15 protein-coding genes and 1 tRNA gene are annotated in these 15275 nt (G+C 58.4%); 8 read left to right on the plus strand and 8 right to left on the minus strand.

All coding sequences use genetic code 11. From position 1 onward, the window contains the following. Positions 1-182: 182 nt before the first annotated feature. Positions 183-791 carry an LPXTG cell wall anchor domain-containing protein gene (locus B5F12_RS07075; RefSeq protein WP_087232417.1) on the minus strand — a complete coding sequence of 203 codons (609 nt, stop codon included), beginning with the start codon at positions 789-791 and terminating at the stop codon, positions 183-185. Positions 792-913: 122 nt separating this feature from the next. Here B5F12_RS07075 and B5F12_RS07080 point away from each other — a divergent pair, with 122 nt between their 5' ends. The 4 genes from B5F12_RS07080 to B5F12_RS07095 all read left to right on the plus strand — a co-directional run bounded on the left by B5F12_RS07080 (position 914) and on the right by B5F12_RS07095 (position 4074). Then, the gene (locus B5F12_RS07080; RefSeq protein WP_343286316.1) at positions 914-1612 is read left to right on the plus strand and encodes a 4Fe-4S binding protein; all 699 of its coding nucleotides are present in this window, start codon (positions 914-916) and stop codon (positions 1610-1612) included. A gap of 169 nt (positions 1613-1781) precedes the next feature. Then, positions 1782-2318, plus strand: a complete 537-nt coding sequence (locus B5F12_RS07085) for a flavodoxin family protein (RefSeq protein ID WP_087232423.1) — start codon at positions 1782-1784, stop codon at positions 2316-2318. Between the two features lie 14 nt (positions 2319-2332). After that, entirely contained in the window at positions 2333-3307 is a 975-nt protein-coding gene (locus B5F12_RS07090; RefSeq protein ID WP_087232426.1) for an alpha/beta hydrolase, read from the plus strand. Positions 3308-3321: 14 nt separating this feature from the next. Beyond that, positions 3322-4074 carry a carboxymuconolactone decarboxylase family protein gene (locus B5F12_RS07095; RefSeq protein ID WP_087232429.1) on the plus strand — a complete coding sequence of 251 codons (753 nt, stop codon included), beginning with the start codon at positions 3322-3324 and terminating at the stop codon, positions 4072-4074. A gap of 48 nt (positions 4075-4122) precedes the next feature. Here the strand turns inward: B5F12_RS07095 and B5F12_RS07100 are convergent, their stop codons facing one another. After that, entirely contained in the window at positions 4123-4638 is a 516-nt protein-coding gene (locus B5F12_RS07100) for a YcxB family protein (protein ID WP_087232432.1), read from the minus strand. A gap of 185 nt (positions 4639-4823) precedes the next feature. Here B5F12_RS07100 and B5F12_RS07105 point away from each other — a divergent pair. Beyond that, positions 4824-4900 (plus strand) — tRNA-Pro (locus tag B5F12_RS07105). Positions 4901-5165: 265 nt separating this feature from the next. Here the strand turns inward: B5F12_RS07105 and B5F12_RS07110 are convergent. Beyond that, positions 5166-5486: a helix-turn-helix transcriptional regulator gene (locus B5F12_RS07110; RefSeq protein WP_087232435.1), complete on the minus strand. Its 321-nt coding sequence runs from the start codon at positions 5484-5486 to the stop codon at positions 5166-5168. 161 nt (positions 5487-5647) lie between these two features. On the opposite strand from B5F12_RS07110, the gene B5F12_RS07115 reads away from it, so the two are divergent. Further along, positions 5648-6163, plus strand: a complete 516-nt coding sequence (locus B5F12_RS07115; RefSeq protein WP_087232438.1) for a hypothetical protein — start codon at positions 5648-5650, stop codon at positions 6161-6163. A 57-nt stretch (positions 6164-6220) separates the two neighbouring features. Here B5F12_RS07115 and B5F12_RS07120 read toward each other — a convergent pair whose 3' ends face one another. Further along, positions 6221-6964: a UTRA domain-containing protein gene (locus tag B5F12_RS07120; RefSeq protein ID WP_087232441.1), complete on the minus strand. Its 744-nt coding sequence runs from the start codon at positions 6962-6964 to the stop codon at positions 6221-6223. Between the two features lie 245 nt (positions 6965-7209). On the opposite strand from B5F12_RS07120, the gene treP reads away from it, so the two are divergent. Further along, positions 7210-9132 (plus strand): PTS system trehalose-specific EIIBC component, encoded by a 1923-nt coding sequence (treP, locus tag B5F12_RS07125; protein WP_087232444.1) that lies wholly within the window; start codon positions 7210-7212, stop codon positions 9130-9132. 10 nt (positions 9133-9142) lie between these two features. Beyond that, a complete protein-coding gene (gene treC, locus B5F12_RS07130) occupies positions 9143-10795 on the plus strand; it encodes an alpha,alpha-phosphotrehalase (RefSeq protein WP_087232446.1) in 1653 nt (550 codons plus the stop codon). Positions 10796-10864: 69 nt separating this feature from the next. On the opposite strand, the gene B5F12_RS07135 is transcribed toward treC, so the two are convergent. The 4 genes from B5F12_RS07135 to B5F12_RS07150 all read right to left on the minus strand — a co-directional run bounded on the left by B5F12_RS07135 (position 10865) and on the right by B5F12_RS07150 (position 15275). Continuing rightward, the gene (locus tag B5F12_RS07135; protein ID WP_158096775.1) at positions 10865-12826 is read right to left on the minus strand and encodes an IS1182 family transposase; all 1962 of its coding nucleotides are present in this window, start codon (positions 12824-12826) and stop codon (positions 10865-10867) included. A 118-nt stretch (positions 12827-12944) separates the two neighbouring features. After that, the gene (locus B5F12_RS07140) at positions 12945-13676 is read right to left on the minus strand and encodes an ATP-binding cassette domain-containing protein (protein WP_087232452.1); all 732 of its coding nucleotides are present in this window, start codon (positions 13674-13676) and stop codon (positions 12945-12947) included. Then, on the minus strand, positions 13669-14475 hold the full coding sequence (locus tag B5F12_RS07145; RefSeq protein WP_087232455.1) for an ABC transporter ATP-binding protein: 807 nt from the start codon (positions 14473-14475) through the stop codon (positions 13669-13671). The genes B5F12_RS07140 and B5F12_RS07145 overlap by 8 nt, the downstream gene beginning before the upstream one ends. Further along, positions 14475-15275 carry an ABC transporter permease gene (locus B5F12_RS07150; RefSeq protein WP_087232458.1) on the minus strand — a complete coding sequence of 267 codons (801 nt, stop codon included), beginning with the start codon at positions 15273-15275 and terminating at the stop codon, positions 14475-14477. The genes B5F12_RS07145 and B5F12_RS07150 overlap by 1 nt, the downstream gene beginning before the upstream one ends.

Below are 15275 nucleotides of genomic sequence, written 5' to 3' on the forward strand. Positions count from 1 at the left end.
CTTCAGATTCCACCTCACGATGGACACCCTTGCCTTCGGCTAACAGTTCCTACTGCCAAGTCTGTAGTGGACTTTCACCACCAAGTTATTGCCCATGCCGGGCGCACCACTGAAAAGCAGGTCGCAGCCCAATGACTGCGACCTGCTTTGTTTCTACTCTGTGTGATGGTCTACGTATCCGCTTAGCCGTTGCGGCGCTTGCGGGCAATGGCCACGCCGCCCAAAGCGGTGGCACTGCTCATCAGCACGCCCACCATGGCAGCCAGCTGGCTGGCATCCCCCGTCTGGGGCACGTTGGTCTCGGGTTTCTCAGACACCACAGGCTTCTGAGTGGCCTCGGGAGTCTGGCTGGCCTCAGGGGTCTGAGTGGGCTGGGGAGTGGTCTCAGCAGTGAGTCCGTTCATGGCGGAGGCGAGCGCTTCCACAGCGGCGTCCACCGCGTCCTGATCCTCCACGCTGAGGGTCTCGTCCGCCATCACCGCCTGAGCCTCAGCCAATGCAGCTTGGAACACGGCCACGCTCTGGGCGGTATAACCGGAGAGGTCCACAGCCTGAGCCTGGTTCAGAATATCCTCCAGGTTCTCCTTGTTGGCCTTGTAGCGCTGGGCCAGAATGGCGTTCAACAGTGCTTCGCTGGCCTCTCCCACATCCCCTGCCAAGGCATTGCCGCTGTCTTCCAGCAGCTCCTGGGCCTGGGCCAAAGCGTCCACCAGCTGCTGCCAATCGGTCTGCACGTACTTGTCCTGCTCGGCCACCATGGCCTCGGCCTTTGCCACCAGCTGCTCCAGCATGCCTCTGCCTTGTATTTTTCCCACTGACGTGGTAGCATGAAGGAAAAGGAGATGGAACCATAAAACTTTACAAAATCACCTTCAGCCCCACAGGCGGCACCCAAAAGGCCGCTGACCTGCTGGTGGAGAACTGGAAGGCCCAGTCCATTTCGCTGGACCTCACTGACCCCAATGCCCACTTCTCCGATTACTCCCTAACCGCAGAAGATGTGGCTGTCATTGCCGTGCCCTCCTATGCTGGCCGGGTCCCCGCCCCCGCCGTCCAGCGCCTGACTGCCATGCAGGGCAACGGCGCCCGGGCGGTGCTGGTGTGCGTGTATGGCAACCGGGCCTATGAGGACACCCTGGTGGAGCTGGAGGACGCCGCCGTCCAGGCGGGCTTCCAGGTGGTGGCCGGAGTGGCCGCCATTGCCGAACACTCCATCGCCCACCAGTATGCCGCCGGACGTCCAGACAGCCAGGACAAGCAGCAATTGCAGGACTTTGGACAAAAAATTTGGGATAAGCTGCAGTCCGGAGACAACTCCCAGCCCACGCTGCCCGGCAACCGCCCCTACAAAAAGGCGGGCGGAGTCGGCATGGTGCCCAAGCCCGCCAAGGACTGCAACCGCTGCGGCCTGTGTGCCCAGCAGTGCCCCGTCCAGGCCATTGACCCCGCCGACCCCAGCCGCACCGACAAGGAGCTGTGTATTTCCTGCATGCGCTGCGTGGCCGTGTGCCCCCAGGGTGCCCGGAAGGTAAATCCCGTCATGCTCACCGCCGCACAGGTGGCCTTGAAGAAGGTTTGCTCGGACCGGAAAGAGGGCGAGCTGTTCCTGTAACCGTACCGCAAAGAGGTGTTGGTCCCCATCCAACGGGGACCAACACCTCTTTCCTTTCCTCAAGTATAGGTTTTAAGCATGGTGATGCATTCTGTATAAGTATTGGTGATTCTATCTCTGGAGTGTTAGAATCAGAATCAAAGATCCACTCACATAAGGAGGAACCCATATGAGTAAACACGTTTTGGTCATCTCCACCAGCCTGCGCTCCCGCAGCAATTCCCATCTGCTGGCTCAGCAGTTTGCCCAGGGCGCCCAGGAAGCTGGGCACCAGGTGGAGCTTGTCTCCCTGCAAGGGAAACAGCTGCACTTCTGCAACGGCTGCATGGCCTGTCTGGAGGCCCACCGGTGTGTCATTGAGGACGACGCCAACGCCATTGTGGAGAAGATGGGGGCGGCAGACGTCATCTGTTTTGCCACTCCGGTCTACTATTATGAGATGGCCGGTCAGATGAAGACCCTGCTGGACCGGGCCAACTCCCTGTATGACTCCGCCTACGCCTTCCGGGACATCTATCTGCTCACCGCCTCCGCCGAGGAGGAGGACAGCGCCTCGAATGGTCCTGTCCACGGCCTCAACGGCTGGATTGCCTGCTTTGAACGGGCCCGACTGGCCGGCGTGGTCCGGGGCGGCGGTGCCAACGACCCCGGTGAGATGGGCCAGGACAAGCTGGACGCTGCCTACCAGATGGGCAAGAACGTGTAAGGAGGGAATACGCCATGGAATCCAAGTACAACGGATATTCCTTCCCCCTCCGGGACACCGTGCGCCGGGAGAAGGTGAAGTTCCACAACCGCTACGGCATCGAGCTGACAGGAGACCTGTACCTGCCCCAGGATGCAACGGGAAAGCTGGCCGCTGTGGCGGTGTCCGGCCCCTTCGGAGCGGTAAAAGAGCAGTGCTCCGGGCTGTACGCCGAAGAGCTGGCCAGCCGTGGCTTTGCCGCTCTGGCCTTTGACCCCTCCTTTATCGGAGAGAGCGGCGGTGCGGTGCGCAACGTGGCCTCCCCCGACATCAACACCGAGGACTTCTCCGCTGCGGTGGACTTTTTGGCCACCCGGGACTTTGTGGACGGGGAGAAGATCGGCATTCTGGGTATCTGCGGCTTTGGCGGCATGGCCCTCAACGCCGCCGCCATGGACACCCGCATCAAAGCCACCGTCACCTCCACCATGTATGACATGAGCCGGGTCAACGCCAAGGGCTACTTTGATTCCACCGACAGCGCCGACGCCCGGTACGAGATGAAACAAGCCCTCAACGCCCAGCGCACCCAGGACTACCAGTCCGGCACCTACGCCCGGGCCGGGGGTGTGGTGGACCCGCTGCCGGAAGACGCCCCCTTCTTTCTCAAGGACTACTACGACTACTACAAGACCCAGCGGGGGTACACCGAGCGGTCCCTCAACTCCAACGACGGCTGGAATGTGACCTCTTCCCTGTCCTTTGTCAACATGCCCATTCTGCACTACACCAACGAAATCCGCAGTGCCGTGCTGATGCTCCACGGGGAGAAGGCCCACTCCTGCTATTTCAGCCGGGACGCCTTCGCCCACATGGTGGAGGGAAATCCCTACACCGCCAACAAGGAGTTGCTCATCATCCCCGACGCCGTCCACACCGATCTGTATGACCGAAAGGACATCATTCCCTTTGACAAGATCACAAGTTTCTTCCACGCGTATTTGGCATAAAGGAGGCCTTTGAAATGGCAGTGAAGCAGACCGCAGGCCGGGACGCTCTGGGTAAGTTTGCCCCCAAGTTTGCCCAGTTGAATGACGATGTATTGTTTGGAGAGGTGTGGAGCCGTGAGGACAAACTCTCCCTTCGGGACCGCTCCCTGGTCACCGTGGTGGCCCTCATGGCCCAGGGGCTGGTGGACAGCTCCTTCCAGTATCACCTGACCACCGCCAAGCAAAACGGCATCACCCGACAGGAAATTTCCGAGATTCTCACCCACGCCGCCTTCTACGCTGGCTGGCCCAAGGCCTGGGCCGCCTTCCGCATGGCCAAAGAGGTGTGGGCGGAGGAAGATGACGCAGACGGCAAGGCCCAACATCAGCAGGAGATGGTCTTCCCCATCGGCGCGCCCAACGATGGCTTTGCCCAGTATTTCGTGGGGCAGAGCTATCTGCACCCCCTGTCCACCAGCCAGGTGGGGGTGTTCAATGTGACCTTTGAACCCGGTTGCCGCAACAACTGGCACATCCACCACGCCACCCAGGGCGGCGGTCAAATGCTGATCTGTGTGGCCGGGCGTGGCTACTATCAGGAGTGGGGCAAGGAGGCCCAGGAGCTGCACCCTGGCGATGTGGTGAACATTCCCACCGGGGTCAAGCACTGGCACGGGGCCGCTCCCGACAGCTGGTTCTCTCACTTGGCTCTGGAGGTTCCCGGTGAGAACAGCTCCAACGAATGGCTGGAGGCCGTCTCCGACGAGGAGTACAGCAAACTCAAGTAACGAATAAGGGGGTGACGGAACCGTCACCCCCTTTTGTCATCTATTTGGTTATCCGCCGATCTTTTCCACGGGTTTCCCCACTTTATGCTCCAGGAAGCTGCGGAAGGAGTCCACCGTGCCCCCCTTCAACTCTCGCTTGGCAAATGCCTGGGCGTGGTTTTTGCCCAGCACAAAGACAAGATAGTCCCGGGTCTCCGCAATGGCCAGGATGTTCCCATACTCCCAGCTGGTGGTGGCGCCGGAGATTTTGCACTCATAGTGGTCCCCGTAAAAGCTGCTGCTGCACAGCTCGCTGCTCGGCATCATGCGGCGTTGGGCCATCAGGGCGTTGAGGCCATCTCCCCAGCCCTGCACCACAAACAGGCACACCACCGCCACCAGGATCACGGCTTTGAACCACAGCCGTTCGCCGGGCTCCAGCAGGAGGGACAGCCCCAGGACCAGAAGCAGGCATCCCGCCATCCACCACCGCCGGGCGGTCTTCTTCCGAACGGTTTTCCGCAGCGCGCGAGACATATCGGCCAGAGTGTGGCGATCATAGATGGTATAGCAGCTATATTCCATAGAGATTCCCTCCTAACTTGGCGCGGTCATTTCTTTTACAGTATAGCAAACCCGCAGTGGAAAATGCAAGATTTCCACTTACCAGATGGAGCCCTGGAAATGGCCGAAAATTTTTTCAACTTTTTTTGATTTCCCTCTTGCAATTTCAAAAGTCATGTGCTATTATGTCATAGTTCGGTTCAAATCCGGGTGTGGCGAAGTTTGGTATCGCGCTTGACTGGGGGTCAAGAGGCCGCAGGTTCAAGTCCTGTCACTCGGACCAAAAGAGAAGAGCACTGTCAACATCAGTTGGCAGTGCTCTTCTCTTTTGATTTGTACGGGGTGGTGAACCTGCGGCCTCTTGGTGCCGTCAGGCACATAAAATCCGCCGCCCTATGGCCTCCAGAGCGTCAGCTCTGGGGGCCAGTGGGTCAAGTCCTGTCGCCGGAAAACTTCTCTTGACCTTCTAGAGCACACCTGCTACCGGGCACCAATCAAAACAAAACCTGAGTAGCCATCCAGCTACTCAGGTTTTATTTATGTGCGAATTATCCGGTAATCCACTTGGTAAACGTGGCTACCTTCTCCAAATCTTCCTCACTTAACGACCTCAACCGCTCACAAAGTTTATGATAAGCGGAATCATCCTGTTCCAAGGGAGCAAAAAATTCTCCTGGCGTCATATCGAAATACGAAATGATGTTGAACAGTTCTCTCAGGGATGGCAAGGCCGCTCCGCTGGTGACGCCTCGAATATAAGAGCCGCTTTTACCTAAATCCAGGCTCATGCGATGCTCGGACACATCTTTGGCCATCCTCAATTCGGTAATACGAGTTCTAATGAAATCTTCATATGGCATATCAACCATTGCCTTCCCTCCCTTTTTCGTTATTTTATTACGAACCAGGGAATGGCGTTGGTAGTGTAATAGCTAATTTGCGATTTACTCTTCTCTTTATTGGTAGTATAATTACCAATGTATAATATTCTTTATGATTACACTACCACTTCCCATTTGGAGGCGATTGTATGCGCACCACGACAGTCAGCTTTTTTGGTCATCGACAAATGAAAGCCCCACTTCAAACGGAGCAGAACTTGGAAAAAATCATTTCACATCTGCTGCAAGAAAATGATTTTATAGAATTTCTTGTAGGGCGCAATGGAGAATTTGATCAAATCGTATCTTCAACCATACGCAAGTGCAAAAGACAGATTCGTAATGATAACAGTGTGCTCATTTGGGTTATGCCATATTCCACTGCCGAGTATCGCAACAACAAACGGTCCTTCCTTTCATACTATGATGAAATAGAAATTTGTGAGCAAGCGGCAGCAGCACACTATAAAGCTGCATTTCAAATCCGAAACCGGGCAATGGTTGACCGTTCCGATCTGGTTATTCTATACATTGATCATTCATACGGTGGTGCTTACCAGACGTTTCAGTATGTGAAAAAGATAGGAAAAAAACACATAAATATAGCGGAAAGCGATGACTCATTCTCTCAACTGTACCACTTTCCATCCTATACAATCCCTTAAAGCAAAACAGGTACTGTCCAGACAAAACGTCTGTGGCAGTACCTGTTTCATATTTGTTTAAACAAGCGAGCTTCTCGCCCCGCTCCGCCGCACGGCGTTGTCCTGGAATCGGAAAATACTGGGCACGTGCCGGGACTGGGTATACTCAAACATCACACCCTGGCTGTTGTACACCTGGTTGCTCACCACCGCCACGCAGTTGTACTCCCCCAGGTCCAGCCACTTCTTGTCCGCCCCAGTGACCGGCTCCACGGTGATGGTGCGCTTGCTGGTGACAATCACCATGCCCAGCTCCTCCTCCAAGTAGCGGTACAGAGAGCCCTGGGCGATCTCCTCCGTCAAATCCGGCATACAGTCCACCCGGAGATAGCTGTGGTTTAAAATGATGGGCTTGCCGTCCATCTCGTGGACACGGCTGAGGGAAAATAGCTCCGTCCCCACCGGAAACCCGGTTTGCAGGGAAATATTCACCCCCGCCACACACCGCTCCAGCTCCACTACCCGGGTGGCGGTGTGCTGTCCCGTGCGCTGGGCCGTCTCCCGGAAGGACTCAATGGTGCCCATGGTATAGGACGAACGCTCAATGGGCTGAAAAATATTGCAAACACCCTTGCCCTGGCTGGTCTGCACATATCCGTCCCGGACCAGCTCGGAAATGGCCCGGCGCACCGTGTTGCGGGAACAGGAAAACTCCCCGATGAGGGTATTTTCCGACGGCAGCAGCTGCCCCACCGGGTATACCCCAGACTCAATGCGGGATTTCAGGGCGGCATAAATTTGGGTAAACTTTTCTCGCGGCATATTCCTTCCACCTTGTCAAAACAGGCTCTATCTTTTTAAGATACTATATCCCCACTACCTTGTCAACGTCCCCCACCCCGCCCCCACCGAATTGTACACATGCCTAAAAATTGGGAGGAATGTTTATCACCTTTGTCAAGTTGACTTGTTTAAACAAGTGGTGTATCGTTAATATCAACAGAGACACAGGGAGCTGGGCCCCGGAACTGGAAAGCTTCCGTGCAGAAAAGAAGGAGGATGGGCATATGTCCAAGTATCAACGAGACGTAGAGGCGCTGCTGCCTCTCATCGGCGGACGGGAAAACATCCAGGCCGTCTCCCACTGCATGACCCGGATGCGGTTCGTGCTGGCCGACCCCAACAAGGCAGACGTGGACGAAATTGAGAAAATCCCCGCCGTAAAAGGCACCTTCACCCAGGCTGGACAGTTCCAGGTCATCATCGGCAACGACGTGGCGGTATTCTACAAGGAGTTCACCGCCTACGCCGGAGTGGAAGGGGTAAGCAAAGACGCCGTGAAGGCCGCCGCCAAGTCCAACCAGTCCCTCATTCAGCGGGCGGTGGGCACGCTGGGCGAGATCTTCGCCCCCATCATTCCCGCCCTGATCTGCGGCGGTCTGATTTTGGGCTTCCGCAACATCATCGGTGAAATCAACTTCTTTGCCGACGGCACCATGAGCCTGGCGGATACCTCCCAGTTCTGGGCTGGCGTGTACAGCTTCCTGTGGCTCATCGGCGAGGCCATCTTCCACATGCTCCCCGTGGGCATCTGCTGGTCCATCTCCAAGAAGATGGGCACCACCCAGATTCTCGGCATCATCCTGGGCTTGACTCTGGTCTCTCCCCAGCTGCTCAACGGCTTCTCTGTGGCCACCGCCACAGAAATCCCCGTCTGGGACTTCGGCTTTGCCCAGGTACAGATGATCGGCTATCAGGGCCAGGTCATCGCCGCCATGATGGCTGGTTTTGTGCTGGTCTATCTGGAAAAGGGCTTGAAAAAGCTCTGTCCGGAAGTCATTAGCATGATCGTGGTTCCCTTCTTCTCCCTGGTGCCTGCGGTCATCATCGCCCACACCATCGTGGGCCCCATCGGCTGGGCCATTGGCGACGCCATCGCCTCGGTGGTCTACGCCGGCCTCACCTCTTCCGTGCGCTGGCTGTTTGCCGCCGTGTTCGGCCTGTTCTACGCCCCCATCGTCATGACCGGTCTGCACCACATGACCAACGCCATCGACACCCAGCTGGTGAACCTGTACGGCGGCACCATCCTGTGGCCCATGATCGCCCTGTCCAACATCGCCCAGGGCTCTGCGGTGCTGGGTATGGCAGTGCTCCAGAAGAAGAATGAGCGGGCCCAGCAGGTGAACATCCCCGCCTGCATCTCCTGCTACCTGGGCGTCACCGAGCCCGCCCTCTTCGGCGTGAACATGAAGTACGGCTTCCCCCTGGTGTGCGGTATGATCGGCTCCGGCCTGGCCGCTGTCATCTCCATTGTCACCGGCTCTGAGGCCTACTCCATCGGCGTGGGCGGTCTGCCTGGCATCCTGTCCATCAAGCCCCAGTTCTACCTCACCTTCCTGCTGGCCATGGCCGTGGCCATCGTGGTGCCCTTCGTGCTCACCCTGATTGTGGGCAAGCGCAAACTGGACGCCGCCGCCCTGGGCACCGACCAGACTGCCGCCCCCGTTCCCGTCCAGGAGATGCCCGCCGAGGCCTGCCACGAGCTGAAAGCTCCCCTGTCCGGCCACATCATCCCCATGGAGCAGATTCCCGACCAGGTATTCTCCCAGGGCGTTCTGGGCCAGGGGGTGGGCATTGAGCCCACCGGAAATGTGGTGGTGGCCCCCGCTGACGCCACCGTGTCCACCGTCATTGAGGACAGCAAGCACGCCTGCGGACTGCTCTTAGACAACGGTGTGGAGCTGCTCATCCACGTGGGCATGGACACCGTCACCATGGGCGGCGACGGCTTCCAGCTCCATGTGAAGGAGGGGGACCGGGTACACACCGGGGACAAGCTCATCACCTTTGACCCGGAGAAAATCAAAGCCGCCGGACACCCCACCACCACCGCATTTGTCATCACAGAGCCCGGCTCTGCTCACTTCAACTTCCACACCGGACTGGACGCCCAGGCCGGCCAGACCGCCATCATCACCATGGAATGAGGAACCTACTATGAAAGACTTTCGCAACAGTGTAGTATACCAAATCTACCCCAAGTCCTTTCTGGACACCAACGGGGACGGTCTGGGGGACCTGAAGGGCGTCACCGCCAAGCTGGACTACCTGGAGAAGCTGGGCGTGGACTACATCTGGCTCACCCCCTTCTTCGTCTCCCCCCAGAACGACAACGGCTACGACGTGGCGGACTACCGGGCCATTGACCCCCGGTATGGCACCATGGCCGACTTCGAGGAACTGGTGGCCCAGGCCGAGGCCCACAACATCCGCATTATGCTGGACATGGTGTTTAACCACACCTCCACCTACCACCAGTGGTTCCAGAAGGCCCTGGCCGGGGACCCGGTGTATCAGGACTACTACATCTTCCGCCCCGGCAAGCCCGACGGCACTCCGCCCACCAACTGGGAGAGCAAGTTCGGCGGAAACGCCTGGGAGTACGTGCCCCAGCTGGGCAAATACTACCTCCACCTCTTTGACAAGACCCAGGCAGATTTGAACTGGGAGAACCCCGCCGTGCGGAAAGAAGTCCAGGACATTGTGCGCTTCTGGATGGGCAAGGGCGTGAAGGGCTTCCGCTTCGACGTGGTGAACCTCATCAGCAAGGGAGAGTACGCCGACGACTTCCAGGGGGATGGCCGCCGCTTCTACACCGACGGCCCTCGCATCCACGAGTTTTTGCATGAACTGAACCGTGAGAGCTTCGGCCAGGACCCGGAGATCATCACCGTGGGCGAGATGTCCTCCACCTCCATGGAAAACTGCTTCCGCTACGCCGGGGCAGACTGCAGCGAGCTGTCCATGGTCTTCTCCTTCCACCACCTGAAGGTGGACTTCATGGGCAACGACAAGTGGGTGCTGGTGCCCACCGACTTTGGCAAGCTCAAGGACATTCTCTTCTCCTGGCAGGAGGGCATGGCCGCCCACAACGCCTGGAACGCCGTGTTCTGGTGCAACCACGACCAGCCCCGGGTGGTGTCCCGGTTTGGAGACGAGGGGGCGTACTGGAAGGAGTCCGCCAAGATGCTGGCCAACATCGTCCACGCCATGCGGGGCACCCCCTACGTCTACCAGGGGGAAGAGCTGGGCATGACCAACGCCAACTTCACCCGCCTGGACCAGTACCGGGACGTGGAGAGCCTCAACCACTACCAGATTCTCCGGGACAAAGGCATGAGCGAGGAGAGCGTGTACAACATCCTCAAGGTGCACTCCCGGGACAACAGCCGCACCCCCATGCAGTGGGACGCCACCGCCCAGGGCGGCTTCACCACCGGGGAGCCCTGGATTTCCGTCAACCCCAACACCGCCACCATCAACGCCCAGGCCCAGGTGGAGGACAAAGACTCCATCTTCGCCCACTATCAGGCCCTCATCCGCCTGCGCCATACCTACGACGTGTTCGCTCAGGGGGACTTCACCCCCCTCACTCCCGACCACCCCGCCGTGCTGGCCTATCAGCGCAAGTACCAGGGCCAGGAGCTGATCTGTGTGAGCAACTTCTACCGCAAGGAGTGCGTGTGGAAGGCTCCCGTGGAGCTGGATGGATACCGGGTGCTGCTGTCCAACTACTCAGACAGCGTGCCCAAAGCCCAGTGGACGCTGCGGCCCTATGAGTCGGTGCTGCTGCTGAAAGAGACCCGCTAAAGACCACCTATCCCGTCCAGCCGTCCACCTATCCCATAGCTCTATACAGCCCCCTTTCCCTCTGGTATTCTAAAGATACCAAGGAAAGGGGGCATCGTTATGAAAACCTGGAATCCCAACACCAACCGCATATTGTTCCGGCTGCTCTGGGTGACGGCGGCGGTATATGCCGTGGTCTTTGTCTCCGCCTTTTGGGACTTGCCCATCGACATCCCCGTCTGGCACCAGGCTCTTCTCATCTATTTCCATTTCATCCCCATGTTCCTGTTGCAGCTGGTGCTGTGCCGCACCCGCTCCACCTCGGCGTGCATCCTTCTCCCCCTGGGCATCCTGGTAGGGGTGGGTCTGGTGTGGCTCTGTCTCACCCAATGGACGCTCTTGGGCCTGGTCCTCTTTGGCTACTGGTGCATTGCCCCGGTGATGGGCTGCGCCCTGGCCTGGGTGGTCTACTTTGCAGGGTATCTGCTGGGGTACCGACGGGTCTAACCACACAAAACGCATGGGCGGACGGCCTTTCAAGGCCGTCCGCCCATGCGTCAGCCTGTCGAGAAACCCGGTGTATGGATTATGCGTAGGCCGGGTTCTGTCATAAAGCGTGCAGAGCGGAATAGAAATGAATGGAAAAAGCTTCTCCCTCCATAGCCATATGGCCAGTTTTTTGAGGTTCATGGCAGCAAATTTAAGCTTCACCCAGTTTGTTACCTGAGCCAAGCCTCTGTACTGCGTATAACGCATGGCGTATTTTTCCTTGGCGTCGGCAAAGACCCGTTCAATGGTCTCTTTCCGTCGCTTATAGAGTTCCTGGTATTTGGGGGTATAGCGGGCGTCATCTGCCAATTCCTCATAATCCTTCCAGATATGCCTCTGCACGGTCTTTACGCAGTCCTTGGAGCAGGTACACAGATGGCGGGTAGGACAGTGGATGCAGATTTTGGGGTCGCTTTTGTATTCCCGGTATCCGTCACGGTTGGTGGTGCGGTAAGTCAGGACCTGGAATTCCGGGCAGAGCACACAGTCGTAATGCTCGTCATAGACATACTTCCACCATTCATGGCCGCCCTTTTTGGTCTGAGGCCGTTTGTAAGCGGTGGACAGCACACGCCCATCTTCAAATACCTTCTTGCAGATATGAGGCGTCTTGTAAGCGGAGTCGGCGACAATGGTCTCCGTTTCCGGGAAGGCTGCTGTTACACGGTCATAGACCTCATCAAAGGCCACGCTGTCATGGACGTTTCCGGGGGTAACGACGGTCTCCAGAATAAAACCATGCTTGTCGCAGGCTGTGTGGGCCTCATAGGCAAACTGCCGCTTGTGCTCTCCCTTGACAAACAAGCCGCTGTCCGGATCGGTCACGCTCCGCTTCACGGCGCGCTCCTTCTCCTTCTTCCGCCGGGCCAGCTTCTTCCTCGAGGTATTGTCCCTGCGCTTCTTTCTTGGTGCCGGAGGTGCATCATCGTCATCAAATGGTTCCTTTCCATGGGCCTCCCGGTCTGCGTTTACCTCCTCCATCAATTCCTTGGCGTAATGCCTGGACGCCACAGGAACCTGAACCTTCACCTGTTTTTTTGTGTTGGCGTTGGCTTTGATATGCGTGCCGTCTATAAAAACTGCCTTAGGGGAGAGATATCCCGCCTGCGCCACTTCCTCCAGAATCCAGCGGAATACCTGGTCTACCGTTTCCTCGGTAAAGCGGTTCCGGAAATTGTAACTCACCGTGGAGAAATGTGGGGTCTCCTCCTGCAGGCTGTACCCCAGAAACCAGCGATACGCATTGTTGAGGGAGACCTCCTCCGCTGTCCGCCGCAGAGACGGCAGCCCGTACAGATGCTGGATCAGCACCATCTTGAACAGTACCACCGGGTCTATGCTCGGCCTGCCATTGTCCTCACAATACAGCGGCTCCACCATTTCATACAGCCGGTTGAAATCCACCGCTCGATCTATTTTCCGCAGCAGATGATCTTCTGGGACTAAGCTGTCTATCCCTACGATCTCGATCACGTCCCGTTCCATTTTTCCTCTTTCCAGCATCTTTCTCACCACCACTTCCATTATACCTTATACACGCGAAAAAGCCCAGCTTTCGCTGGACTTTTTCGACAGGCTGACGCATGGGCGGACGGCCTTTCAAGGCCGTCCGCCCATGCGTTTATTCTTCCAGAGCCAGAGAGGCCTGGAGCAATTTCTTGGTGTAGTCGTGCTGGGGATTGTCGTAGATGGTGTCCACGTCCCCCTGCTCCACGATCTCCCCCTGGTACATCACCGCCACCCGGTCGCAGATCTGGTAGACCACCGCCAGGTCGTGGGAGATGAACAGGTAGGACAGGCGGAACTTGGCCTTCAAGTCCACCAGCAGCTGGAGGATTTGGGCCTGCATGGTCACGTCCAGGGCGGACACCGGCTCGTCCAGCACAATGAGGCGGCTGCCCCCGATGAGGGCGGCGGCAATGGCCACCCGCTGGCGCTGACCGCCGGAGAGCTGGGAGGGGCGGCGGGAATAGTGCTCCTCCCCCAGGCCCACCTGCTGCAGCATGTCAATGGCCTGGGCCTTCCGCTCCTTCTTGTCCTTCACCCCCAGCACCCGCAGAGGCTCCTCCAAAAACCAGCCCACCGACTTGGCGGGGTTCAGGGAGCCGTAGGGGTCCTGGAACACCATCTGAGGCCGGAAGGCGTTGACCTCCAAGGTGCCCTCGGTGTCCTTCACCACCCCCAACAGACACTTGGCCAGGGTGGATTTACCGGAGCCGGACTCTCCCACAATGCCCAGCACCTCGCCGGGGTCCAGGGTGAGGGAGACGTTGCGCAGCACTTGCTTGCGCTCCTTGCCCTTTCCATAGTAGCTGTTGAGGCCCTGGATGTTTACCATTGGTTTCTCAGCCATGGCTGCCACCTGCTTTCAGTTTGGTTCGGGTGGGGCGGGAGGCGATGAGCCGCTGAGTATACGCCTGCTGCGGGTGGTGGAACACCTGCTCCACGTCCCCTGCCTCCACGATCTCCCCCTGCTGCATCACCACCACGTGGTGGCACAGGGCCCGGATGACACCCAGGTCATGGGAGATGAACAAAATGGCGATGCCCTCTTTCCGGTTGATCTCCTTGAGGGTGTCCAGAATCTGTGCCTGGATGGTGACATCCAGGGCGGTGGTGGGCTCATCGGCGATGAGCAGCTTGGGCCGCAGCACCAGGGCGGCGGCAATCATCACCCGCTGGCGCATACCGCCAGACAGCTGGTGGGGGTACTGGTGGTACAACTGCTCCCCATTGGGCAGCCCGGCCAGGGCCATGGCCTTCAGAGCCCGCTGTTTGCGCTCCTTGGGGGGCATCTTGGTGTGAATGCGCAGGGCCTCCTCCACCTGGGGTCCAATCTTCATGGTGGGGTTGAGGCTGGTCATGGGCTCTTGGAAGATGATGGACAGGTCCTTGCCTTGATAGCTGCGCATCTGGCTGCGGGTGAGGTCCAGCAGTTCCACCCCCTCAAAGCGGATGGAGCCGGAGACCTGGACGCTCTTGCGGTCCAGCAGGCCCATGATGGCGTGGGCGGTCATGGACTTGCCTGAGCCGGACTCTCCCACAATGCCGATGACTTGCCCCTCCTCCACATGGAGGGAGAAGTCCTTCACCGCCTCGAAATGACCCTTGGGGTTGGGAAATGCAATTTTCAAATGTTCAATCTGTAACATCATGCCGCCATCCTTTCCCGCAGGCCCTCACCCAGCAAACTCACGCCCAGGATGGTGAGCACCACCACCAGGGCAGGACAGAGCATACACCAGGGGGCGGTGGACCACACCGCCTGGGCCTCATTGAGCATCCGTCCCAGGCTCACGTCGGGGGCGGTGACGCCAATGCTCAGATAGCTCATGGACGCCTCGGAGAGCACCGCATTGTTAAAGCCGATGGTGAGCCCCGACAACAGGGTGGGCCAGGTGTTGGGCAGGATGTGGACAAAGAGGATGCGTCCATTGGACACCCCCATGAGCCGGGCCGAGCGCACAAAGTCCCGGTCCCGGACCTTGAGGAACTCCCCCCGCACCAGGCGGGCAAAGCTGGGGATGAAGAGAATGCCCAAAGCTCCGATGACGTTATACTTGCCCGGGCCAATCACCGCCAACACCACCAGAGCCAGCAGAATGCTGGGGAAGGCGGCCAGGGCGTCACAAATTCGCATGACCAGGGCGTCCACCACGCCTCCGAAGTAGCCACAGAAGGCGCCGATGAGCAGTCCGGCCACAAAGCCGATGGCCAGCACGGCCAGGGCGATCATCAGGGTGCTGCCCGCTCCCTCCATGGTACGGGACAGGATGTCCCGGCCCAGCTGATCGCAGCCAAAGGGGTGGGCCAGAGAGGGGGCGGCATACCGGTCCGCTCCCACCATGGCGGTGGGCTCATAGGGGGTCCAGAACATGCCCACCCCGGCAAAACCCACCATGAGCACGGTGAGCACCAGGCCCAGCCGTCCATACCAGTTGCGTGTTGTCAT

It is taken from the genome of Pseudoflavonifractor sp. An176 (genome assembly GCF_002160435.1).
Classification (GTDB): Bacteria; Bacillota; Clostridia; order Oscillospirales; family Oscillospiraceae; genus Enterenecus; species Enterenecus faecium.